19 protein-coding genes are annotated in these 23,408 nt (G+C 73.1%); 10 read left to right on the top strand and 9 right to left on the bottom strand.

What is annotated here, in order from left to right; all coding sequences use genetic code 11:
- The 3 genes from AC0B61_RS04915 to AC0B61_RS04925 form a co-directional block, all read right to left on the bottom strand.
- Positions 1-210, bottom strand: a complete 210-nt coding sequence (locus tag AC0B61_RS04915) for a hypothetical protein (RefSeq protein ID WP_471739188.1) — start codon at positions 208-210, stop codon at positions 1-3.
- A gap of 113 nt (positions 211-323) precedes the next feature.
- On the bottom strand, positions 324-2,834 hold the full coding sequence (locus AC0B61_RS04920) for an HAD-IC family P-type ATPase (RefSeq protein WP_471739189.1): 2,511 nt from the start codon (positions 2,832-2,834) through the stop codon (positions 324-326).
- A gap of 52 nt (positions 2,835-2,886) precedes the next feature.
- Positions 2,887-3,189: a DUF2530 domain-containing protein gene (locus AC0B61_RS04925; RefSeq protein ID WP_471739190.1), complete on the bottom strand. Its 303-nt coding sequence runs from the start codon at positions 3,187-3,189 to the stop codon at positions 2,887-2,889.
- 144 nt (positions 3,190-3,333) lie between these two features.
- Between AC0B61_RS04925 and AC0B61_RS04930 the strand changes: the two genes are divergently transcribed.
- Positions 3,334-4,794, top strand: a complete 1,461-nt coding sequence (locus tag AC0B61_RS04930) for an NCS2 family permease (protein ID WP_471739191.1) — start codon at positions 3,334-3,336, stop codon at positions 4,792-4,794.
- 90 nt (positions 4,795-4,884) lie between these two features.
- Here the strand turns inward: AC0B61_RS04930 and AC0B61_RS04935 are convergent, their stop codons facing one another.
- Positions 4,885-5,334, bottom strand: coding sequence for a VOC family protein (locus tag AC0B61_RS04935; RefSeq protein ID WP_471739192.1), 450 nt, complete (start codon positions 5,332-5,334; stop codon positions 4,885-4,887).
- A gap of 130 nt (positions 5,335-5,464) precedes the next feature.
- Here AC0B61_RS04935 and AC0B61_RS04940 point away from each other — a divergent pair, with 130 nt between their 5' ends.
- Entirely contained in the window at positions 5,465-6,388 is a 924-nt protein-coding gene (locus AC0B61_RS04940) for a DUF4231 domain-containing protein (RefSeq protein ID WP_471739193.1), read from the top strand.
- A gap of 170 nt (positions 6,389-6,558) precedes the next feature.
- Positions 6,559-8,271, top strand: coding sequence for a hydrogenase maturation protein (locus AC0B61_RS04945; protein WP_471739194.1), 1,713 nt, complete (start codon positions 6,559-6,561; stop codon positions 8,269-8,271).
- Positions 8,272-8,386: 115 nt separating this feature from the next.
- Here the strand turns inward: AC0B61_RS04945 and AC0B61_RS04950 are convergent, their stop codons facing one another.
- Positions 8,387-9,220 carry an MHYT domain-containing protein gene (locus AC0B61_RS04950; protein ID WP_471739195.1) on the bottom strand — a complete coding sequence of 278 codons (834 nt, stop codon included), beginning with the start codon at positions 9,218-9,220 and terminating at the stop codon, positions 8,387-8,389.
- Between the two features lie 308 nt (positions 9,221-9,528).
- Complete coding sequence (locus AC0B61_RS04955; RefSeq protein ID WP_471739196.1) at positions 9,529-9,996, bottom strand: VOC family protein; 468 nt, start codon at positions 9,994-9,996, stop codon at positions 9,529-9,531.
- Positions 9,997-10,119: 123 nt separating this feature from the next.
- On the opposite strand from AC0B61_RS04955, the gene AC0B61_RS04960 reads away from it, so the two are divergent.
- Together AC0B61_RS04960 and AC0B61_RS04965 are read left to right on the top strand one after the other, a co-directional pair.
- Positions 10,120-10,554, top strand: a complete 435-nt coding sequence (locus AC0B61_RS04960; protein ID WP_471739197.1) for a MarR family winged helix-turn-helix transcriptional regulator — start codon at positions 10,120-10,122, stop codon at positions 10,552-10,554.
- Positions 10,555-10,789: 235 nt separating this feature from the next.
- On the top strand, positions 10,790-12,202 hold the full coding sequence (locus tag AC0B61_RS04965; protein ID WP_471739380.1) for an MFS transporter: 1,413 nt from the start codon (positions 10,790-10,792) through the stop codon (positions 12,200-12,202).
- Positions 12,203-12,335: 133 nt separating this feature from the next.
- Here AC0B61_RS04965 and AC0B61_RS04970 read toward each other — a convergent pair whose 3' ends face one another.
- The gene (locus AC0B61_RS04970; RefSeq protein WP_471739198.1) at positions 12,336-12,872 is read right to left on the bottom strand and encodes a GNAT family N-acetyltransferase; all 537 of its coding nucleotides are present in this window, start codon (positions 12,870-12,872) and stop codon (positions 12,336-12,338) included.
- Between the two features lie 73 nt (positions 12,873-12,945).
- Between AC0B61_RS04970 and thpR the strand changes: the two genes are divergently transcribed.
- Positions 12,946-13,536: an RNA 2',3'-cyclic phosphodiesterase gene (gene thpR, locus AC0B61_RS04975; RefSeq protein ID WP_471739199.1), complete on the top strand. Its 591-nt coding sequence runs from the start codon at positions 12,946-12,948 to the stop codon at positions 13,534-13,536.
- Positions 13,537-13,889: 353 nt separating this feature from the next.
- On the opposite strand, the gene serC is transcribed toward thpR, so the two are convergent.
- Together serC and AC0B61_RS04985 are read right to left on the bottom strand one after the other, a co-directional pair.
- Positions 13,890-15,008 carry a phosphoserine transaminase gene (gene serC / locus AC0B61_RS04980; RefSeq protein WP_471739200.1) on the bottom strand — a complete coding sequence of 373 codons (1,119 nt, stop codon included), beginning with the start codon at positions 15,006-15,008 and terminating at the stop codon, positions 13,890-13,892.
- A gap of 150 nt (positions 15,009-15,158) precedes the next feature.
- Positions 15,159-16,259 carry a citrate synthase 2 gene (locus AC0B61_RS04985; RefSeq protein WP_471739201.1) on the bottom strand — a complete coding sequence of 367 codons (1,101 nt, stop codon included), beginning with the start codon at positions 16,257-16,259 and terminating at the stop codon, positions 15,159-15,161.
- Between the two features lie 453 nt (positions 16,260-16,712).
- On the opposite strand from AC0B61_RS04985, the gene pdxH reads away from it, so the two are divergent.
- The 4 genes from pdxH to fxsT all read left to right on the top strand — a co-directional run bounded on the left by pdxH (position 16,713) and on the right by fxsT (position 23,375).
- On the top strand, positions 16,713-17,345 hold the full coding sequence (gene pdxH / locus AC0B61_RS04990; RefSeq protein ID WP_471739381.1) for a pyridoxamine 5'-phosphate oxidase: 633 nt from the start codon (positions 16,713-16,715) through the stop codon (positions 17,343-17,345).
- Positions 17,346-17,542: 197 nt separating this feature from the next.
- Entirely contained in the window at positions 17,543-17,734 is a 192-nt protein-coding gene (fxsA, locus tag AC0B61_RS04995) for an FxSxx-COOH cyclophane-containing RiPP peptide (protein ID WP_471739202.1), read from the top strand.
- Positions 17,735-17,974: 240 nt separating this feature from the next.
- Positions 17,975-19,372, top strand: a complete 1,398-nt coding sequence (locus AC0B61_RS05000; RefSeq protein WP_471739203.1) for a TIR-like protein FxsC — start codon at positions 17,975-17,977, stop codon at positions 19,370-19,372.
- Positions 19,362-23,375 (top strand): FxSxx-COOH system tetratricopeptide repeat protein, encoded by a 4,014-nt coding sequence (gene fxsT, locus AC0B61_RS05005; RefSeq protein ID WP_471739204.1) that lies wholly within the window; start codon positions 19,362-19,364, stop codon positions 23,373-23,375. Before AC0B61_RS05000 ends, fxsT begins: the two co-directional genes overlap by 11 nt.
- Positions 23,376-23,408: the final 33 nt, after the last annotated feature.

Genomic DNA, 23,408 nt, shown 5'->3' on the forward strand with positions numbered 1-23,408 from the left:
TCAGCGGCCCCGGGCCCGCAGGCGCCCGTAGACGGTGGCGGCGACGGTCAGCCAGACCGCGCCGAGCGTCACCAGCGCCGCGGACCGCAGCGCGGGCGTCGGCCTGACCACCAGGCCGACCCCCGCCATCGCCAGCGCGGTCAGCGCGACCGCCAGCAGTCCGCCGAGGAAGGCGATGAACGCCTCCAAGTCCCCACCCCTGCGCGCCATTCGGCACCCCCTTCCGGGCCATCATCCGATGCCCGGGAGGGGCTTGTCACCCGACCCGCCCAGGCGCCCGGCTCAGGCGTCCCGCTCTCTCCATGCCGCTCTCTCCATGCCGCTCACTCCATGCCGCGGCGCTTCATGAAGCGCCAGACGGCCTCCAGGGCGATGCCGCAGACCACGGCGATGGCGACGCCCACCAGGGGGTCGCGGGTGCCGGTCAGGGAGAGCTGGAAGAACTCCTTCAGCGGGGGCACCAGCAGGACCAGTGCGAACGCGCCGCCCATGGCGCCGATCAGTAGCAGCCGCCACCACGTGTACGGGCGGGCGACGATGGTGAGGACCCAGATGGCGATCAGGAAGAGCGTCAGGGTGGCCACACTGGTGTCGGCCTTGAGGTCCGTCGCGTGGTCGGCGCGGGCGAGCGCGTAGGCGACGAAGGTGCCTGTCCCCGCGATGGCGCCGGCCGGGACCGCCAGCCGCAGCACGCGCTTCACGAAGCCGGTCCGGGCCCGCTCGTTGTTGGGGGCGAGCGCCAGGAAGAAGGCCGGCACGCCGATGGTCAGCGAGGACAGCACGGTGGAGTGCCGGGGCAGGAACGGGTACGGCGAGTGGGTGAAGATCACCAGCAGCGCCAGCAGGACCGAGTAGACCGTCTTCACCAGGAACAGGGACGCCACCCGCTCGATGTTGCCGATCACCCGGCGGCCCTCGGCGACCACCGACGGCAGGGTCGCGAACGAGTCGTCGAGCAGCACGATCTGGGCGACCGCCTTGGTGGCGTCCGACCCGGTGCCCATGGCCACGCCGATGTCGGCGTCCTTGAGCGCGAGCACGTCGTTGACGCCGTCGCCGGTCATCGCCACGGTGCGGCCGCGGGACTGCAGCGCGCCGACCAGCTGACGCTTCTGCTGCGGGGTGACCCGGCCGAAGACGCTGGTCCGGTCGGCGGTCTCGGCCAGCTCCTCGGGGTCGGTGGGCAGCGTACGGGCGTCCAGCGGGTGGTCGGCTCCGGGCAGGCCCAGGTGGGAGGCCACCGCGCCGACCGACACCGCCGCGTCGCCGGAGATGACCTTGGCCCGGACCTGCTGGCCCTCGAAGTACCGCAGGGTGTCGGCGGCGTCGCCGCGCAGCCGCTGCTGCAGCACCACCAGGGCGAGCGGGGTGAGGTCGGCGGCCGGGTCGGGGGAGTCCAGCGGCACGGGCGTTCGGCCCAGCAGCAGCACCCGCAGGCCCTGGGCGCCGAGCTCGTCCACCTCGGTCAGCGCCGGGTGCCCGGCGGGCAGCAGGACGTCGGGGGCGCCGAGCAGCCAGCTGGCCTCGCCGCCCTGCGGCTCCAGCAGCTGCACGCCGCTCCACTTGCGGGCGGAGGAGAAGGGCATCGCCTCGATCACCCGCCAGCCGTTGCGGCCCGCGGGGGCGCCGGTACCGCCGGTGCCGCCGGAAGCCTCGGTACCGGCGGAGGGGCCGGGGCCGCCGTCGCCGCGCCCGTACGCGTCGATGACCGCCTGCATGGACGGGTTGGGGCGGGCGTCGGCGCCCGCCATCACGGCGAGCGCGTGCTTGACGGTGTCCGGGTCGGCGGCGGCGGACTCCCCGTTCGAGAGCACCCGCAGGTCGACCACGTCCATGCCGCCCTCGGTGAGCGTGCCGGTCTTGTCCAGGCAGACCGTGTCCACCCGGGCGAGGCCCTCGATCGCGGGGAGCTCCTGGACCAGGCACTGCTTGCGGCCGAGCCGGACCACCCCGATCGCGAAGGCCACCGAGGTCAGCAGCACCAGTCCCTCGGGGACCATCGGGACGATGCCGGCCACCATGCGCCGTACGGCCTCGCGCCAGTCCCGCCCCTCGACGGCCAGCTGGCTGATGATCAGCCCGACCGCGGTGGGGATCAGCAGGTAGGTGATGAACCGCAGGATGCTGTCGATGCCGGTGCGCAGCTCCGACTTCACCAGGGTGAACTTGCTGGCCTCCTCGGCGAGCTGCGCCGCGTAGGCCTGGCGGCCGACCTTGGTGGCGGTGAACGCGCCCGCGCCGGCCACCACGAAACTGCCGGACATCACCTGGTCGCCCGGCTGCTTGAGGACGGGGTCGGGCTCGCCGGTGAGCAGGGACTCGTCGACCTCCAGGCCGTCCGCCTCGGTGACCTCGCCGTCCACGATCACCTTGTCGCCGATGCCGAGCAGCACGGTGTCGTCGAGGACGATCTCGGAGACGCCGACCTGCTGGACGGTGCCGTCGCGGCGGACCTGCGGGCGCGCCTCGCCGATCAGGGCCAGGCTGTCGAGGGTCTTCTTGGCGCGCAGCTCCTGGATGATGCCGATCGCCGTGTTGGCGACGATGACCAGGCCGAACAGGCCGTCCTGGATCGGGCCGACGACCAGGATGATCCCGAACATCACGCCGATGATCGCGTTGAAGCGGGTGAAGACGTTGGCCCGGACGATCTCCCGGGTGGACCGGCTGGACCGCACCGGGACGTCGTTGACCTGGCCCTGCGCGGTCCGTTCGGCCACCTCGGCGGCGGTCAGGCCACCGCGCCGGCCGGGCAGCAGCCCGAGGGGATGGGCCCCGTCCGGGTGGTCCCGGCCGGTCGGCCGCTCTTCCGCTGGCTGGGCAGGCTGCGTCATGGCACCGACTCTACGGGTGCCTTATGTCCGGTGCGTGCTACTAAAGGGCTATTCAGTCCGACCGGGTGGCCGGGTCCTGACCGCCGTCGTCCGCCGGGTGTTCGGCCGCCTCGGCGGCGCGGCTGCGGGCGATCGCGTCCCGCCGCGCGCGGCAGTACCAGAGGCCGATCAGGCCGAGCAGGCCGCCGGAGAGGCAGATCCACGGCCAGGTGCCGTGGCCGTGGTCGGAGAGGGTGCCCTGGAACGGCAGCAGGGCGAGGAAGGCGACGAACCACAGCACCGTGCCGCCGCCGACGATGGCGACGTCGTTGGCCTCCAGGGGCGGGGGCGAGGGGTGCAGCGGCGTCTTGGGCATGGGGCCCAGCGTAGTGCCGACCCGGGCTCTACGCGCGAAGATAGCGCGTGTGCGAGCCGGAAACCATACTGAAAAGCCTGAGCCCGGCCACCGTCGCCCCGGGCGCTCCCCCCCCTCCTCAGCTCCCCCACAGAGGACGCACGCATGCCTGTGGTCCAGCCGACCACCGAGTCGCCCGAACCCGCCGACACCGCGCCCCAGCCCCCCACCGGCGCGGTCGACCGCTACTTCCGGATCAGCGAGCGCGGCTCCAGCCTGCCGCGTGAGATCCGCGGCGGCGTCGCCACCTTCTTCACCATGGCGTACATCCTGGTGCTGAATCCGATCATCCTGGCGAGCGCCACGGACATGACCGGGGCCCACCTGGACAGCGCCCAGCTGGTCACCGCCACCGCCCTCACCGCGGGCCTCACCACCCTGCTGATGGGCGTGATCGGCAACGTCCCGATCGGCCTGGCGGCCGGCCTCGGCGTCAACACCATCGTGGCGCTCCAGCTCGCCCCCAGGATGACCTGGCCGGACGCCATGGGCATGGTCGTACTGGCCGGCTTCGCGATCATGCTGCTGGTCGCCACCGGTCTGCGCGAGCGGGTCATGAACGCCGTCCCGCTGGGGCTGCGCAAGGCCATCGCGATCGGCATCGGTCTGTTCATCAGCCTGGTCGGCCTGGTCGACTCCGGCTTCGTCAGCCGGGTGCCGGACGCCGCGCACACCACCGTGCCGCTGCAGCTCGGCGGCAACGGGCACCTGCTCGGCTTCCCGGTCCTGGTGTTCGTCGTCGGCCTGCTGCTCACCCTGATCCTGGTGATCCGCAAGGTGCCCGGCGCGATCCTGATCAGCATCGCGGTCTCCACCGCGCTCGCCGTGGTGATCGACAAGCTGGTCGACATCCCGGCGCTCAAGTGGGGGCTCACCGTTCCGACCTGGCCGGGCAACCCGGTCGCCGCGCCGGACTTCGGGCTGGTCGGCAAGGTCAGCCTGTTCGGCGGCTTCGAGAAGGTCGGCGTGCTGACCGGCGTGCTGTTCGTCTTCACCGTGCTGATGTCGTGCTTCTTCGACGCGATGGGCACCATCCTCGGCGTGGCCGACGAGGCCCACCTGCTGGACGAGAAGGGCGACCTGCCCGGCATCAACCGGATCCTGATGGTCGACGGCATCGCCACCGCGGCCGGCGGCGCCACCTCCGCCTCCGCCAACACCTGCTTCGTCGAGTCGACCGCAGGCGTCGGCGAGGGCGCCCGGACGGGCTTCGCCTCGATCGTCACCGGCCTGCTCTTCGTGGTGGCGCTCTTCCTGACCCCGCTCGCCACCATGGTCCCCGCCCAGGCCGCCACCCCGGCCCTGGTCACGGTCGGCTTCCTGATCCTGGCCAACTCGATCAAGGAGATCGACTGGGCCGACTACACGATCGCGATCCCGGCCTTCCTGACCATCGTGATGATGCCGTTCACCTACAGCATCACCAACGGCATCGGCTTCGGCTTCATCGCCTTCTGCGTCCTGCGCCTGGCCGTCGGGCGTGGCCGCAGCGTGCCGGCCCCGCTGTACGCGGTGGCGGCGGTGTTCGCCTTCTACTACCTGATGCCGGCCTTCGGCCTGCTCTGACCCCGTACCGGCTCGTACGGCCCGTACGCCCCCCGCGGCCCCGTCGGCCCCGCACCCACCGGGTGCGGGGCCGCGGCGCTTTCCGGCCGATCAGTGGGCGCAGAACTCGTTGCCCTCCGGATCCCGCATGACGGTCCACTCGCCGCCGGGCTCCTCGACGTGCCGCAGGACGGTGGCGCCGAGGGCTTCGAGCCGGGCGACGGTGGCCGCGCGCTCGCCCGGGGCGGCGTGGACGTCGAGGTGCAGCCGGTTCTTGCCCTGCTTGGGCTCGGGGACGGCCTGGAACAGGATGCGGCGGCCCAGGCCGGTGTCCGAGGCCGGATCGAACGGGTCCTCGGGGTGGCGGACGGCGGCCAGGGTGCGCCAGGCGGGGCGGCCGTCCACCTCGGTGACGGCGTCCGGGCCGACCGCGCCGGCGGCGAGCAGGCGGCTGATCAGCGGGCCGTGGTCCTCCGTCGCGTAGTCCAGGGCGGCGGCCCAGAAGGCGGCCTGGCGGTGCGGGTCGGCGCAGTCGATGACGAGCTTCCAGTGCAGCGGCATGTAACCGGTTATAGCGGTTACGCGCCCGGCGGGGCAACGACCGCGCCGGGGAATGTCAAAAAGGCGCCTGTGTAGGCCAGTTGACTGCGGGAATACTGGCTGGACGGAGAAGGGGGAGGGGACTCGACCGATGGTGCAACAGGATCCGCCCGGGGGAGTCGAGGCGCAGCTGCTGCCGGAGCTGTTCCGGACGGCGGACAAGGCCTCGCTGGACGGTCAGCGCGAGACGCTGCGCTGGTACCGCGGCCTCATCGCGATGCTGGTGGTCGCCGCGCTGATCGGGTCGTTCCCGGGCCCGGAGCACGACGGCGACTTCGACCCCTGGCCGCTGTTCTCGGTGGCCGCCTTCCTGGTGGCCGGCTACTTCTGGTCCCGGCTGCGTACCAGCAACCCGCAGGGCCGCTGGTACGAGGCCCGGGCGGCGGCCGAGTCGGTCAAGACGCTGGCCTGGAAGTACACCGTCCGGGCCCGGCCGTTCGACGGCGAGGCGCAGTCCGCGGACGTGGACCGCGGCTACCTGCTGCAGGTCGAGGACGTGCTGCGGGCCTTCGAGGACCCGGGGATCGTGCCGCCCGACACCGTCACCGAGATCACCCCGGGGATGCGGCAACTGCGCGCCGAGAGCCTGACCGCCCGGCGCACCCTCTACCTGCGCACCCGGGTCGAGAGCCAGCGCACCTGGTACCGCTCCCGGGCCGAGTCCTGCGACTCGCAGGCGGTCTCCTGGGGGCTCGGCATCGCGGCGCTGATCATCATCGGTGCGGCGGCGGCCATCGCCCAGGCCACCGGCGCGCTGCAGGTGCACGTCTTCGGTGCCAGCTCGGCCGCGGCCGCGTCGATCATCGCCTGGACGCAGCTCAAGCAGCTCCGCCCGCTGGCCGCCGCCTACCAGCTGGCCGCGCGCGAACTGGAGATCGTCGGCAACCAGCTCTCCGACCTGGACCTCAAGGCGCCGGACGCCGAGGCGCGCTGGGCCCGGCTGGCCGCCGAGGCGGAGGACGCCGTCTCCCGCGAGCACACCACCTGGCGGGCCCGCCGGGCGTTCCCGCGCTAGGGCAACTCTGGGAAACAGCTGGGGAGATCGGGCGAAGGGAGCAGCACACCAGGACCACAGGTGTGCGGGGTGCGTGAGGGTCGGGCGCGGAGATGCAAACCGTAATCGTTACGTGTCCATGTCGTGGTTTCATCGCCTCCGCGCGACCCCTGTAACGCCGGAGGCCCCCCTTGCGCATTCTCCTGATCGCCAGTGCGTTCAACAGCCTGACCCAGCGCGTCCACACCGAGCTGCGCGAGCGCGGCCACCAGGTCGCCGTGCAGCTCGCCCTCGGTGACGACCAGATGCGGGCGGCGGTGGAGCGCACCGATCCCGAGCTGATCGTCTGCCCGATGCTCACCAAGGCCGTACCGCAGGACATCTGGTCCACCCGGACCGTCCTGATCGTGCACCCCGGCCCCAAGGGCGACCGCGGCCCGTCCTCGCTCGACTGGGCGATCACCGAGGGGGCGCAGCGGTGGGGCGTCACCGTGCTGCAGGCCGTCGAGGAGATGGACGCCGGCGACATCTGGGCGTCCGTCGAGTTCCCCGTCCCCGCCTGCGGCAAGAGCGAGCTCTACCGGGGCGAGGTCGCCGACGCCGCCACCGAGGCCGTCCTGCTGGCCGTCCAGCGCTACGAGAGCGGCCTGTTCACCCCCGAACCGCTGGACTACGCCCGGCCGGACGTCCGCGGCGAGCTGCGGCCCTTCCTGCGCCAGGAGGCACGCCGGATCGACTGGGAGCGGGACGACACCGCCACCGTGCTGCGCAAGCTGCGCGCCGCCGACTCCCAGCCCGGCGTGCTGGACGAGCTGTACGGGCGGGAGTTCTTCCTGCACGGCGGCCACCCCGAGAGCGAGCTGCGCGGCCCTGTGCCCGGCGCCGTGCTGGCCACCCGGGACGGTGCGATCTGCCGGGCCACCGTGGACGGCGCGGTGTGGATACCGCAGCTGCGCCCGCGCCGCACCCCCGGCGGCCCGGCCACCTTCAAGCTGCCGGCCGCGACGGTGCTCGCCGGCGAGCTGCACCGGGTCCGCGAGGTGCCGGTGAGCCCGGAGTCGGCGGCCCGCCGCGACACCTGGTCGGAGCTGCGCTACCGCGAGGAGGGCGACGTCGGCTACCTCGAGTTCGCCTACCCGGGCGGGGCGATGAGCACCGAGCAGTGCCAACGGCTGCTCGCCGCCTACCGCGAGGCGGCGGACCGGCCCACCTCGGTGCTGGTGCTCGGCGCGCCCCGGGACTTCTACTCCAACGGGATCCACCTCAACGTCATCGAGGGCGCGGCCTTCCCGGCGCTGGAGTCCTGGGAGAACATCAACGCGATGGACGACTTCGTCGAGGCCGTCCTGACCACCACGGACAAGGTCACCGTCGCGGCCCTCGCCGGGAACGCGGCGGCCGGCGGGCTGATGATGGCGCTCGCCGCCGACGAGGTGTGGTGCCGCGACTCGGCGGTGCTCAACCCGCACTACCGCCTGATGGGCCTGTACGGCTCCGAGTACTGGACGTACACCCTGCCGCGCCGGGTCGGCGCGCAGTGGGCGGAGCGGCTCACCACCGAGGCGCTGCCGGTCGGCGCCGAACAGGCCCGCCGGATCGGTCTGGTGGACCGTACGGCCGGCGGCGACGCGGCGCAGTTCCGCCGCTGGGTGGCCCGGGAGGCGGCCCGGATCGCGGACTCGCCGGAGCTCACCGGGCGGCTGGTGGACAAGAAGCGCCGTCGGGCCGCCGACGAGGAGGCGAAGCCGGTGGCCGAGTACCGGGCGGAGGAACTGCGGCGGATGCACGCCAACTTCTACCGGGCGGGCGAGCCGTACCACGGGCTGCGGCGGGACTTCGTGCACAAGGTCTGCCCGGTGGCCACGCCGGAGCACCTGACCGGGCTGCTCGGGCGGCCCGAGTAGCGGACGGAGACGGCGCGACGCCCGGCCGGGCGGGGGGCCTGGCCGGGCGTCGGTGTTCGTCAGCGTTCCGTCGGTGTTCCGGCGGTGTGTTCCGTCGGCGCTCCGTCTTCGGGTCTCAGCGTCGGGCGCCGGCCCCGGCCGGGCGTTCCCGGCGCTGCTGCGGGGGCACGCGGGGCGCCCGCGGGGGCAGCGGGGCGGCCGGCCCGGCCAGCAGGGGCTGCGAGTCGGGGCGGCTCGGGGAGACGGCGAAGGCCAGCGAGCCGAAGAAGACGTAGCAGCCGAGGCCGACGCCGAGCGGGAAGATGAACTGCAGCGCCATCACGCCGTCCTGGGTGGCGTGCGAGAGGTCCACCTGGACCGACAGCGCCGCCATGCCGGTGTAGTGCATCGCGCAGACCGCCACGCCCATCACCGGCGCCGCCGCGAGCACGGCGACCGTGCCGCGGATGTTCAGCGCGGCCCAGAGCGCGGCCGTCGCCGCGACCACCGCGATGACGAGCGAGAGCGCCACCGTGGCGTGGTCGTAGCCCAGTCGGCCGGGCAGGACCATCGCGGCCATGCCCAGGTAGTGCATCGCGGCGACGCCGAGGCCGGTGGTCAGCCCGCCGACCAGCAGCGCCAGGACCGGGCGGCGGCGCCAGTACCCGACGGTGAAGAGCCCGACCCCGACCATGGCGACGGCGACCAGCAGGCTGACCACGGTCAGCCCGGGCCGGTAGGTGATCTCGACGCCGGTCACCGAGAAGCCGAGCATCGCGATGAAGTGCATGGACCAGATGCCGGCGCCGAGCGAGGTCGACGCGAAGAGCAGCCAGGCGACCCGGGTGCGGCCCTTGGAGACGAGCGCCCAGCGGGCGCTGCGCAGGGCGACGAATGAGCCGAGGCAGGCGACGAAGTACGAGACCGCAGGTGTCACCCAGCCGTGGTCGGCGTGGTGGATCGCACCCAATTGAGCTCCCTGGACGAGGGGTTGAGGGCGTCAGGACTCGGGCGGAGATGGCCGGCCGGGAAGGGCCGGGAGGCGGCGCGCGGCAGTGGGCGCGGAAGCGGGGAAGGGGTTCCGCCGAAAGGGAGACCTGACGTGGGATGCCCCTGACAACGGGGGAGAGTAGCCACTGTCCGCCAGTCGCACAACGTTCGCGGTTTTCGTGAAATCCCAGGTCAGAATGGACCTTTACCGGGTCTACATGATCTTGGCACGAAGTCCTGACACGGCCTGCGCATGCTCCTGCCCCTGTTTACGCCTTCGTTTGTGTCTTACTCCAGCGGAGCCAGCCCGAACGGGTGGCCGGCTGGGTCGATCAGCACCCGGAGCGTGCGGCCGTGCTGGTAGGCGGGCTCGGTCGCGCCGAGCGCCAGGGCCTTCGCGGTGGACTCGTCCAGGTCGTCCACGTAGAAGTCGAGGTGGAAGTGCTTGCTGCCGTCCGGCTCCGTCCACGGCTCCGGCCGGTACCCGCTCACCCGGCCGAAGCCCAGCGGGCTGCCGCCCTCCGGGTTGTCGAGGATCGCGAAGTTCTCGTCGACGTGGCGGGTCTCCCAGCCCAGCAGTGCGCCGTAGAACGAGGCCAGCGCGACCGGGTCGGCGCAGTCGATGGTGACCATGGCGAGCCGGGCGAAGCCGGTGTCGCCCTGGGGGTCCGGCGTGCCCGGCGAGGACGGCGCTGAAGGAGCTGACGGCGCCGACGGCGTGGACTGCGCGGACTGCTCGGAGACGAGGTCGGACATGGCTGGTCGGCCCTTCTGGGAGTCGAGACCGGAGGCCCATGACCAATATGGCACCGGGCCGGTGCTCCGGCGCGGCGGGGGAACCCATTTTCCTTAGCGAGAGTAATGACGTAGGCTAAAGAGATGCCCGAGATGTCCGAGCAGGACCTCGCAGCGATCAATCAGCTGCGGTCGTCCGTCATGCGCCTCTCCCGACGACTCAAACACCAGCGGGTGGAGGAGTCGCTGAGCCCCACCGAGATGGGAGTACTGGGCACCCTCGCCCGGTGCGGAAAGGCGACACCGGGTGAGCTGGCCCGGAAGGAGCACGTGCAGCCCCCCTCGATGACCAGGATCGTCGCGATGCTGGAGGAGAAGGGGCTGGTGCGGCGCGAACCGCACCCCGAGGACCGCCGCCAGGTGGTCGTCAGCAGCACCGAGCAGGCCGAGGCGATCCTCGCGGAGAGTCGCCGGCGCCGAAACGTCTGGCTCGCCGAGCTCGCCCAAGGGCTCGACGAGGAGGAATGGGCCGTCCTCCGGGAGGCCGCGCCCGTGCTCTACAAGCTCGCACACCTCTAGGCACACCGAACCCGGCCCGCCGGCCGGGAGAACAAGGAGCCCGCATCACCGCAGGACCGACCACCGACACCAGGAGCGCGACGGCCACCGCCATGGCCGTCGCGCCGCGAGGGGAGACACCGTGACACCGCCGGTCGCAGCCAGCGCCGCCGCCTTCCGTACAGACGAGCCGACCACCGACCCCGCCGCGGCGAGCACCGCGGTCGCCGACGCCCAGGCGCCCGCCCCCACGGGGCTGCCCGGCAGCGGCGACGACGACCCCGACGAACGCACCGCGGCGGACGCCCCCGCCGCCCCCGGCCGCGGCCACGCGGCCCGCCCGTCCCCGACCGGTGCCCGCTTCACCCGGCCCGGAGGGATGTTCTCCTCCCTGCGCGTTCGCAACTACCGCTACTACTTCGCCGGCCAGGTCGTGTCCAACACCGGCACCTGGATGCAGCGCATCGCCCAGGACTGGCTGGTGCTGAGCCTCACCGGCAGCCCGCTCGCGGTCGGCATCACCACCGCCATGCAGTTCCTGCCGATGCTGCTGCTCGGCCTCTTCGGCGGCGTGCTCGCCGACCGGATGCCCAAGCGCCGGCTGCTGATCTACACCCAGGGCGCGATGGGCCTGCTCGCCGCGGGCCTCGCCGTCCTGACCGTCGGCGGCGTGGTGACGCCGTACTACGTGTACGCCTTCGCGCTGCTGCTCGGCCTGGTCACCGTGGTGGACAACCCGACCCGGCAGGCCTTCGTCTCCGAGATGGTCGACCCCAGGGACCTCGCCAACGCGGTCAGCCTGAACGCCGCCAACTTCCAGACCGCCCGGCTGGTCGGCCCCGCCGTCGCGGGCCTGCTGATCGCCGCGGTCGGCAGCGGCTGGGCCTTCGCCGTCAACGCGCTGTCCTTCGCCGCCGTGATCGGCGGACTGCTGGCGATGCGGGAGAGCGAACTGCGCCCGACCGCGCCGATCGCCCGGGAGAAGGGCCAGCTGCGGGAAGGCCTGCGCTACGTCAAGGAACGGCCCGAACTGCTCTGGCCGATGGTGCTGGCCGGGTTCATCGGGACCTTCGGCTTCAACTTCCCGACGCTGCTGTCCGGCTTCGCGTACGACACCTTCAAGGTGGGCGCCGGCCAGTACGGCCTGCTGAACACCGCGATGGCGGTCGGCTCGCTGGCCGGCGCGCTGCTCGCCGCCCGCCGGGGCGCGCCGAGGCTGCGCCGCCTGGTCGGCGCGGCACTGGCCTTCGGCACGCTGGAGGTGGTCGCCGCGTTCGCGCCCGACTACTGGACCTTCGCGCTGCTGCTGATGCTCATCGGCGTGTTCGGACTGAGCTTCAACACCTCGGTCAACTCCATGCTGCAGCTGGCCACCGACCCCGAGATGCGCGGCCGGGTGATGGGCCTGCTGGTGCTGGTCTTCACCGGCGGCACGCCGATCGGCGCCCCGATCGTCGGCTGGGTGACCGCCTCGTACGGGCCCCGGCTCGGCCTGCTGGCCTGCGGACTGGTGTCCGCGCTGGCGGCGGGCGCGGTCGGCCTGGTGCTGGCCCGCAGCGCGGACCTGCGGGTGCGCTTCGACCTGCACCCGGGCCGCGGCGGCCGCGTCGTGGCCGTCGTGCCGCGGACCGGCCCGTCGCGCAAGTCCGAGCTGGCCGCCGCCTGCTGACGTGACGTCAGATACCCCCCGAGGTCGCCTCGGGGGGTTCGTGGCGTCCAGGGCCGGGGTTGGCGGCGTCCCGGGCCGGGGGCCGTGGTGGGGCAGGCCGGGTTGGTGGCGTCCCGGGCCGGGGGCCGTGGCGTCAGAGCCGGATGGCGAGCACCTGGCCGGGCCAGACGCCGGTCGGCTGCTCGACCTCGAAGCCCTCCGTCTCGGTGAAGCCGAGCGCCCGGTACTGCGCGACCAGCTTGCGGTCGTCCCCCGCGTAGCAGTCCACCCGCAGCAGGCCGATGCCGCGCCGGCGGGCCTCCTCGACCGCGTCGGCGATCAGCGCGGCGCCGATGCCCGAGCCCTTGCGCGTCCGGTCGGTGACCAGGTTGCGGACGTACAGCTCGCGTTCGGCCACGGCGGGGATGTGCCGGCCGCGCTCCTCGGACAGCACGCAGGCGCCGACCGTACGGCCCTCGTCGTCCACGGCGAGGCGCATCAGGAACGGCTCGCGGCCGTACTTCCCGACGTACTCGACCCGGTCGGGCGCGGTGCTGAACGGCTGGTCCCCCCACTGGCCGGTGCGGCCCCGGGCGGCCAGCCAGGCCACCGCGCCGTCGAGCAGGGCGAGGAGGTCGGGGACGTCCTCGGGGCCTCCGGTGCGGATCTTCATGCCACTGGAATCGATCATGAAGCCGTTCTATCCCGAACCGGGGCGCGGGGGAAGACGTGCCCGCGCCCGCACGGACGGCAAGAATGGCCGCATGAGGCTCTTCGTGGCGGTGCTCCCACCGGTCGCCGCGCTGCAGGGGCTCGCCGACGCGGTCGCCCCCGTCCGCGCGCTGCCCGGCGCGGACCGGCTGCGCTGGACCGCCGTCGACGGCTGGCACCTGACCCTCGCCTTCCTCGGCGAAGTACCGGCCGAACGGCTGCCGGAGCTGGAGCCGGGCCTGGCCGCCGTCGCCGAGGTCCACCCCGTGCACCGGCTGCGGATCGCGGGCGCCGGCCGGTTCGGCGACCGGGTGCTCTGGATCGGCGTCGAGGGACAGACCTGGGCCCTGCGCCGGCTGGCCGAGGCCGTCACCGGGGCCGTCGCCGAGGTGACCGCGGAGACGACCGACGCCTTCGCCTTCCACCCCCACCTCACCCTCGCCCGGGCCGGCTCCACGCGCGGCCACCGGCGGGCCGCCCAGCGGGTCGCGGCAGCCGAGCTGGACGGCCTCGCGGCGGCGCTCGCGGACTACCGCGGGCCGGAGTGGGAGGCCGCCGAACTGCACCTGATGAGGAGCAACCCGACCGGCGGCCGCCCGCACTACGAGTCGCTGCGCTCCTGGGCGCTGGCGGACTGGGGGTGAGGCGCGCCCGGCGATGCCCAGGGCGCCCGATGGTCCGCAGGGCTTCCGGCGATCCGCAGGGCTCCCGGTGGTCCCCACGGCTCCCGGTGGGACCTCCGCTCCGCTCGGTAGTGCGGCGGAGGTACGCTCGTTGACCGTGGACCCCAAGACTCGAATGCGCATCGTCTCCGGCACCCTGGTGCTGCTGCTGGTCGTCGTGCTGATCAGCTCACTGGCCGGCCGGTAGGCAGGAAACGGCCGTGAGGGCCACCACCCGGGTGGGTGGTGGCCCTCACGCATGCCTCGGCGGGTCCTTCAGCGGCCCGCTCGGTGGGCGCCTCGCCGGGTGCCTCGCCGAGTGCCTCAGCGGGTGCTCAGAGCTGCTCGACCACGTAGTCGATGCACTGGGTGAGCGCCTCGACGTCCGCCGGGTCGATCGCCGGGAACATCGCGACGCGCAGCTGGTTGCGGCCCAGCTTGCGGTACGGCTCGGTGTCCACGATGCCGTTGGCACGCAGTGCCTTGGCGACCGCGGCCGCGTCCACCGACTCGTCGAAGTCGATGGTGCCGACCACCTGGGAGCGCTCGGCCGGGTTCGCCACGAAGGGGGCGGCGAAGGAGGACTTCTCGGCCCAGGAGTACAGCCGGGACGAGGAGTCGGCGGTCCGGGCGACGGCCCAGTCCAGCCCGCCGTTGCCGTTCAGCCACTCCAGCTGGTCGGCCAGCAGGAAGAGGGTGGCGATCGACGGGGTGTTGTACGTCTGGTCCTTCGACGAGTTGTCGATGGCCGTCGGCAGGTCGAAGAACGGCGGGACGTAACGGCCGGAGCCGGCGATCTCGGCGGCGCGCTCCAGGGCGGCCGGGGAGAACGAGGCCAGCCACAGGCCGCCCTCGGAGGCGAAGGACTTCTGCGGGGCGAAGTAGTAGACGTCCGTCTCGGTGATGTCCACCGGCAGGCCGCCGGCGCCCGAGGTGGCGTCCACCAGGACCAGCGAGCCCTCGTCCGCGCCCACCGGGCGCCTGATCGGCATCGCGACGCCGGTCGAGGTCTCGTTGTGGGTGAGCCCGTAGACGTCCACGCCGGCCTCGGCGACCGGCAGCGGGTGGGTGCCCGGCGCGGTCTTGATGACCGTCGGCTCGGCGAGCCACGGCGCGGCCTTGACCGAGGAGGCGAACTTCGAGGAGAACTCGCCGAAGTCCAGGTGCTGGGACTTCTCCCGCACCAGGCCGAAGGCGGCGATGTCCCAGAAGGCGGTGGAGCCGCCGTTGCCGAGGACGACCTGGTAGCCGTCGGGCAGCGAGAAGAGGCTGCTCACGCCCTCGCGCACGCGCTTGACCAGGTTCTTCACCGGGGCCTGGCGGTGCGAGGTGCCGAGCAGGGAGGTCTGGGTGGCGGCGAGGGCACTCAGGGCCTCGGGGCGCACCTTGGACGGTCCGCAGCCGAAACGGCCGTCTGCGGGCTTGATGTCAGCGGGGATCTGGATCTGAGCCACGCGCGCAGCCTACCGGCCGGGGACCGGCCCGGGGTACGGTCGTCCGCCCGCTGAGACTGTGATCTCTGCTGCTCAGAGACGCCGACAGCGGGCCCGGCCGAGGCCGGACCCGCTGCTCAGGGGCACAGTTCGGACGGTCGTCCGGTGCGGTCAGCGGGCGATCGCGTCCCAGCCCTCGATCGCCTCGGGACGGCGCGGGCCGGGGCCGATGTAGCGCGCGGAGGGGCGCACGAGCCGGCCCGTGCGCTTCTGCTCCAGGATGTGCGCCGACCAGCCGGCGGTCCGCGCACAGGTGAACATCGAGGTGAACATGTGCGCCGGCACCTCGGCGAAGTCCAGCATGATGGCGGCCCAGAACTCGACGTTGGTGGCCAGCACGCGGTCGGGGCGGCGGTTGTGCAGCTCCTCCAGCGCGGCCTTCTCCAGCGCCTCGGCGACCTCGAAGCGCGGCGCGCCGAGCTCCTGGGCGGTGCGGCGCAGCACGCGGGCCCGCGGGTCCTCGGCGCGGTAGACGCGGTGGCCGAAGCCCATCAGGCGCTCGCCCTTGTCCAGCGCGTTCTTCACCCACGCGGTGGCGTCGCCGGTGCGCTCGATCTCCTCGATCATGCCGAGCACGCGCGAGGGGGCGCCGCCGTGCAGCGGGCCGGACATCGCGCCGACCGCGCCGGACAGCGCGGCCGCGACGTCGGCGCCGGTCGAGGCGATCACCCGGGCGGTGAAGGTGGAGGCGTTCATGCCGTGCTCGGCGGCGGACGTCCAGTAGGCGTCGACGGCCTTCACGTGCTTCGGGTCCGGCTCGCCCCGCCAGCGGATCATGAACCGCTCGACGACCGTCTCGGCCTTGTCGATCTCGCTCTGCGGAACCATCGGCAGGCCCTGGCCGCGGGCGGACTGGGCGACGTAGGACAGCGCCATCACGGCGGCGCGCGCGAGGTCGTCGCGGGCCTGCTCGGCGGAGATGTCCAGCAGCGGCTTGAGGCCCCAGACCGGGGCGAGCATGGCGAGCGCGGACTGCACGTCGACCCGGATGTCACCGGAGTGCACCGGGATCGGGAACGGCTCGGCGGCCGGCAGGCCCGGGTTGAACTTGCCGTCCACCAGCAGGCCCCAGACGTGGCCGAAGGACACCTTGCCGACCAGGTCGTCGATGTCGACACCGCGGTACCGCAGGGCGCCGCCTTCCCGGTCGGGCTCGGCGATCTCGCTCTCGAACGCGACGACTCCCTCAAGCCCGGGTACGAAATCGGACATGCGACGGCTCCTTCAGTTCTGGGATCGGCGTTCCGCCGTGGTGGGGCGGGCACGCCAGTGACCGAATCGTGGTTGGCACTCGGTGCCAGCGTGACAGGCACGGGGTGCATTGCGCCATACACCACCGTGGTGATGTTTGCCTCCGGGCTCGCTTGAACTTCTCCGCCGAGGCCTGGCCGGGGTTCCGTCGAGGTCCCGCCGAGGCCCCGTCGGGCCCGGGAGGGGCCCGGAACCGAACCCCCGGTTCCGGACAATTCCCCGTACGACGGGCGGCCAAGCGGTGGCGAGCCACCCTATCTCCCACCGGGGTTTGTCCGGAGGTAGCGGTGCCGGTCGCTTGTCGTACGGGATGATGTCCGCGTGCAGACCCCGGAACGCGCCCAGTCGACGCCCCCGAGCCCCGCCACCCGGCCCCCGGCCCGCGAGGCCCGCCCCGGCCCCGACCTCACCGTGATGCGCGAGCACTACATTCACGAGGGCCTGGTCGAGGAGCACCTCGCGCCCGAGCCGGCCGCCCAGTTCACCCGCTGGTTCCACGAAGCGCAGGACGCCGGGGTGGTGGAACCCAACGCGATGGTGCTCTCCACCGCAGACGCCGAGGGGCGGCCCAACTCGCGCACCGTCCTGCTCAAGGGCCACGACGCGCGCGGTTACGTGTTCTTCACCAACTACGGCTCCCGCAAGGGCTCCGAGATCGCCGCGAACCCCCACGCCGCGCTGCTGTTCCCGTGGATCGCACTGGCCCGCCAGGTGATCGTCCAGGGCCGGGTCGAGAAGATCGGCCGGGACGAGACCGCCGCCTACTTCCGCACCCGCCCCCACGGCTCCCAACTGGGCGCCTGGGCCAGCGAACAGTCCAGCCCCGTCAGCGGCCGCGACGTGCTCGAACAGCGCTACGCCGAACTGGAACGCCGCTACCCGGCGGGTGAGGGAGTGCCCGTCCCGCCGTTCTGGGGCGGGTACCGCGTGATCCCCGAGAGCGTCGAGTTCTGGCAGGGCCGCGAGAACCGCCTCCACGACCGGCTGCGCTACCTCGCCGACCCGACGACCCCGACGGGATGGCGGGTGGAACGGCTCTGCCCGTGAGGGGGTGGGGCCGGTGAGGCCGGTGGGGGCCATGGGGCTCCGTGGGGGCCGGTGGGCCGACCGGGTCGGCCCGGGCGTGGCGTCCACGCTGAGCTGATGGCCCGTCACGGTACGGGTGTACGATGCCCGTCGCGGACCCGGGCCGATGCGCAACCGGCCGGTAACGCGCTGTGCCGGCACGATCGAGTGAGGGACTGATGGGCGTCACCGGTGCGGAAACCGCCACTGGACTCGGCTCTGACCTGGTCGACGTCGCCGCCCTGCCGCTCGAAGCGCTCGACGCCCTGCCCGACACCGTCCTCGGCGACCTGCTGCGCCGGGTGGTCGCGGACGCCCTGAGCCCCGGCGCGGAGCCGCTCGCCGCCTTCCAGTCGTCGCTCGACCGGTAGCGCGGCCCGGGGAACCCGCCACCCCTGCGCGCGCCCGCGACACCTTGCCGCGCCCGGGCCTCCACCGGTGCGCGCCCGGGCGCCGGAGCACTCCCGGTCGAGGGCGTGCGCCTGGCCGACGGGCTGGACCCGGGAGTCGGTCGAGTGCGCCAACTGGCAGCGCGGCCGGTGGAGTTCACGACATGCTGGGGTATGAAACCAGCGCCGTCGCGGCACCATCGGTCACGGGGGGAACAGGTGATGGAGCAGGAACGCCAGCGGCCGTACTTCTTCTTCAGTTACGCGCGCCGTGACTTCGAGGCCGAGGACGCCTTCGTCAACCAGTTCTTCAACGACCTGCGGGACGAACTCGCCCGGCTCGTCGGGACGGGCGTGCGCGTCGAGGAGCTCGCCTACCGGGACACCGAGCAGCTGCGGCTCGGCGACGACTGGGCCGAGCAGCTGGCGACGATGCTGGGCCGCAGCCGGACGATGATCGCGCTCTACTCCCCGGCCTACTTCACCAGCCTGTACTGCGGCAAGGAGTGGACCGCCTTCCGGGGCCGGGTCCGCCGCCACCACGAGGACACCGGGGAGCTCATCCCGGCGCTGATCCCGGTGCTCTGGGAGCCCGTCGTGCCCGGCGAACTGGCCGACGAGGTGACCAAGATCCAGTGGGCCCAGCCGGACCTGGGCGAGGGCTACGCCCGACACGGTCTGCGGGCCCTGCTGCGCACCGCGCAGAGCGAGGCGTACGAGCAGGTCGTCCGGGTGGTCGCCGAGCGGATCCGGGACGCGGCCGTGCGGCGGCTCGGCGAGCTGCCCGAGTTCGACCTCGGCGCGGTGCGCGGCTACTTCCCGCCGCCGGGGGCACCGGAGGCCGTCTCCGCCCCCGGCATGGTGCGGCTGTTCATCGCGGCCGGACGCGCCTCGGAGGCGGCCGCCGAGGGCGGTTCGTTCGCGGGCGGCTGGTACGGCACCAAACCCTGGCACTGGGCGCCCTTCCATCCGCCCACCCAGCCGTCACTGGCGGCCCGCGCCCAGCAGGTGATCACCGCCGCCGGGCACACCACCACGCTGGAGGAGGTCGACGACGGCCTCGGCGGGAAGCTCGACCAGGCCCGGGAGGACAGCCAGGTCAGCGTCCTGCTGGTGGATCCGTGGACGGCCGGCAGCGAGCGCTACCGTTCCGCGCTGCGCGAGTACGACGACCAGAACCACCCCGTCACCGGCGTGATGGTGCCCACCGGCAGCGCCGACCCGGCCGACGGGCCGGAGCGCGACGCGCTGTGGGCCGGCGTACGCGACGTGTTCCGGCGCAACTGGCTGCGCCGGAGCGATCTGGAGCACTTGTTCCGGGTCAAAGTGAGCCGGGAGAGCTTCGACAGCGAACTCACCATCATGGTGACGGTCGCCCAGAACAAGCTCATGGACGACAACCTGGATTGGGGGGACGATGGCGGCGACGCCTTCGGGTTCGGCCCCGGCGGCGGCCCGGCCATGCCCGGGCTGTCCATCCCGGCGGCCCCGCCGGTGCCCCGGCAGGGGCAGCCCGCGCCCTTCGGCGGCCGGGGCCCGGGCCCGAAGGACCTCCCGCACCAGAGTCGTGGCAAGGACAACGCTGTCCCGCTGAGGGGAGACACGGACGATGACCACTGAGCCCGGCGCAGAACCCGAGCGCGGCGGACCGGGATCGGTCGTCACGTTCTACTCCTTCAAGGGCGGCACCGGCCGGACCATGGCCCTCGCCAACGTCGGCTGGATCCTCGCGAGCCGGGGCCTGCGCGTCCTGGTCGTCGACTGGGACCTGGAGGCGCCCGGCCTCCACCGCTACTACCACCCGCTCCTGGTCGACCCCGAACTCCACTCCACCGACGGCCTGATCGACCTGCTGCGCTCCTACGTCAGGCAGGCACTGCCCTCCGCCGTCGGACCGGTCGGCCTCGCCCCGGCCGCCTGGCTGGACCACCCCGGGCGCCTCGACGGCTACACCTGCGGCCTCGCCCTCGACCTGCCGCCCGGCGGCCGGCTCGACTTCCTGCCCGCCGGCCGCCAGAACGCCGCCTACGCCGCCGCCGTCACCAGCTTCAACTGGCGCAGCTTCTACCACGGCCGGGACATCCGCGGCGGCGAGTTCCTGCGCGAGCTGCGCGAACGCTGGGCCCGCGCCTACGACTACGTGCTCATCGACAGCCGTACCGGCGTCAGCGACACCTCGGGCATCTGCACCGTCCTGATGCCCGACACCGTCGTGGACTGCTTCACCTTCAGCGCCCAGAACATCCGCGGCGGCGTCGACGCCGCCCGCGCCATCGCCGAGGCCGAAGAGCGGGCGATCCGGGTCCTGCCGGTGCCGATGCGGGTCGAGGACGCCGAGCAGGAGCGCCTGGAGGCGGGCCGGGACTACGCCCGCGAGGCCTTCGCCCCCTACCTCGGCCGCTGGCTGGCCGGCGACCGCCGGGCCGGCTACTGGGCCGACGTCGAGGTGCCGTACAAGCCCTTCTACGCCTACGAGGAGGTGCCCGCCACCGTCGCGGACCGGCCGCAGGAGGCCCGCAGCCTGCTCAACGCCTTCGAACGGCTGGCCGGGTGGATCACCGACGGCCGGGTCCGCACCCTGCGCCCGCTCACCGCCGACACCCGCCGCCGGCTCTACGGCGCCTACCTGCGCTCCGCCCGTGCGGTGCCGCGCCAGGTGTTCGTCAGCTACGCGCCGGAGGACCGGATGTGGGCCGAGTGGGCCGCCGGCACCCTCACCCGCTTCGGCTACCAGACCTCCCTGCACAACGCCGCCGAGTCCTACGCCGGCCCCCGGCCCGCGGAGGTCGCCGGGCCGCTCGAAGGCCAGGGCCGGGTGCTCGCCCTGCTCTCGCCCGAGTACACCGCGCTGCCCCGCGCCGCCGAGGTCTGGCAGCTCCTGCAGGGCCGCGAACTCGTCTCCGGCTCACCGGCGTTGGTCGCCCTGCGGCTACAGGACTCGGACGAGCCGGTACCCCGCCCGTTCACCGGGCAGGCCGCCCCCGACCTGGTCCGCTCCTCCGCGGCGGGCGCCGAGTCCCAGCTCTACGGCGAACTCGGCCCGCCACCCGGAAGCAACCGCCAACCCGACAACGACAGCGGGGAGATCGCCGCCCCCGGCCGCTTCCCCGGCACCGCCCCGCAGGTCCAGGAGGCACCCTCGCGCAACGCCGCCTTCATCGGCCGCGGCAAGCTGCTCGAACTGCTCCGCAACCGCTTCACCGGCGGCCCCGCCGCCGTGCTCAGCCAGGTGCTCTACGGCTTCGGCGGCGCCGGCAAGTCACAGATCGCCGCCGAGTACGCGCACCGCTTCAAGGCCGCGTACGACGTGGTCTGGTGGGTGCCCGCCGAGGAGCCCGCCAACATCCCGCAGAAGCTCGCCGAACTCGCCCCCCGGCTCGGCGTGCCCGCCAGCGACGACGTCGCGCACACCGCCGCCGCCGTGCTCGACGCGCTGCGCCGCGGCCAGCCGTACCGCCGCTGGCTGCTCGTCTTCGACAACGCCGGAACCCCCGAGGAACTCGCCCCCTGGCAGCCGGCCGGCTCCACCGGCGGCCACGTGCTGATCACCTCCCGCAACCAGGGCTGGGCCCGGCACGCCGGCCTGGTGGAAGTCGACGTCTTCCTCCGCGAGGAGAGCGTCCGGCTGCTGCGCCGCTTCAACAGCGGCCTCTCCCCGGAGGACGCCGACCAGGTCGCGCACCGCCTCGGCGACCTGCCGCTCGCCGTCGGCCAGGCCGCCGTCTGGCTCCAGGAGACGTCGATGCCGATCGCCACCTACCTGGAACTGCTCGACGAAGAACTCACCGAGATGCTGGAACGCACCCGGCTGCGCACCGCCGACTACCCGCACTCGGCCGCCGCGACCTGGCGCATCTCGGTCGAGGAACTGCGCCGGATGAACGCCCCGGCCGCCCAGATCCTGGAGATCTGCGCCTTCTTCGGCCCCGACGCCATCCCGATGCGGCTGCTCTACAGCCGCGCCGTCACCCACGCCCTGCGGCTGCCCCCGCGCGCGCCCCGCGACAAGCTCGCGATCGGCGAGTTCCTGCGCGCCATCAACCGGTTCGGACTCGCCCGCACCGACCAGGGCAGCGAGACGATCACCGTGCACCGGCTGGTCCAAGCCGTGCTCCGGGACCAGGTGGAGGAGGAACGGCGCGCCGAACTGCGCGGCGTCGTGCACGCCGCGCTCGCCACCGCCAACCCCGGCGACCCGGACGTGCCCGCCAACTGGGCCGAGTACGCCGAACTCCTGCCCCACCTCTGGCCGTCCGGCGCCGTCGACAGCGCCGACGAGGACGTCCGGCAGTGGATCATCGACTCGGTCCGCTACCAGTGGAAGCGCAGCCTGCACGAGTCCGGCCGGGACTTGGCCGAGCGGACCCTGGAGCACTGGCGGCAGGACGGCTACGGCGGCCCCGGGTTCGACGCCGACAACGACGCCCAGACGCTCATGCTGCGCACCCAGCTGAGCAACATCCGCCGATCCCAGGGCGCACTCCAGGAGGCGTACGAGATGGACCGGGACATCCTGGAGCGCTTCACCGCGACCCTGGGACCGGAGCACTCGCACACCCTCGCCGTCGCCAACAGCCTCGGCGCCGACCTGCGCTTCCTCGGCCGCTACGACGAGGCCCGGGCCCTCGACCGCCGCACCCTGGACGCCGCCCGGCGCACCCTCGGCCCGGACCACCCGCGCACCCTGATGATCACCAACAACCTGGCCGTCTCCGACTACCTGGCCGGCGACCGCCGGGCCGCCCTCGAACGGCACCGCAGCAACTACCTCCAGCAGCGCGACGCACTCGGCGCGCACAGCCTCTACGCGCTGTCCTCCGCCTCCAACTACGCCCGCGACCTGCGCGAGACCGGGCGGCTGCGGGAGGCCCTGGACCTGCTGGAGGAGACCGTCCGGATCTACCAGCAGACCATCGGCGACGCCCACACCGACACCCTGCGGGCGCGCAAGAACCTCGCCGTGGCACTGCGCCGGGCCGGCCGGTACCACGAAGCCCTGGAGATCGACGAGGACATCTACCAGCGCTACCTGGACATCAACGGCGCCGAGCACCCCGACACCCTGGCCGCCGCCACCAACCTGGCCAGCGACCTCAACGCCCTCGGCGACACCGCCCGGGCCATCCCGCTCGCCGAACGGGCCCTCGCCCGCTACCGCGACTACCTGGGCGAGAACCACCCGGTGACCCTGGCGGGCGCCAACAACCTGTCGGTCTACCTACGGCTGGCGGGGCGCACCTCGGAGGCGCTGGAGCTGTCCGGGCGCACGCTGGCCCAGTTCCGGACCGTCCTCGGCGCCCACCACCTCTACATCCCGATCGCGATGATGAACCACGCGAACGACCTGGTGCTGTCCGGGCAGACACAGGCCGCGCTCGACCTGGAGCTGGAGGCCGCACCGCTGATGACCGAGACCCTCGGCCCGGACCACTACGACTCCATCGGCATCAGCTCCAACCTCTCACTGACGCTGGCCGCCACCGGCCACGGCGAACAGGCCGCCGAACTGCGGGCCGAGTGCATCCGCCGGGCGCGGGTGACGCTGGGGGAGGAGCACCCGACCACGGTGGCGGTGCGGGCGGGCATGCGGCTGGACTCGGACGTGGAACCGCCGCACGTCTGACGACACATCAGGAACGCCGTCGGACGGCATAGG

The organism is Kitasatospora sp. NPDC023385 (genome assembly GCF_055664045.1).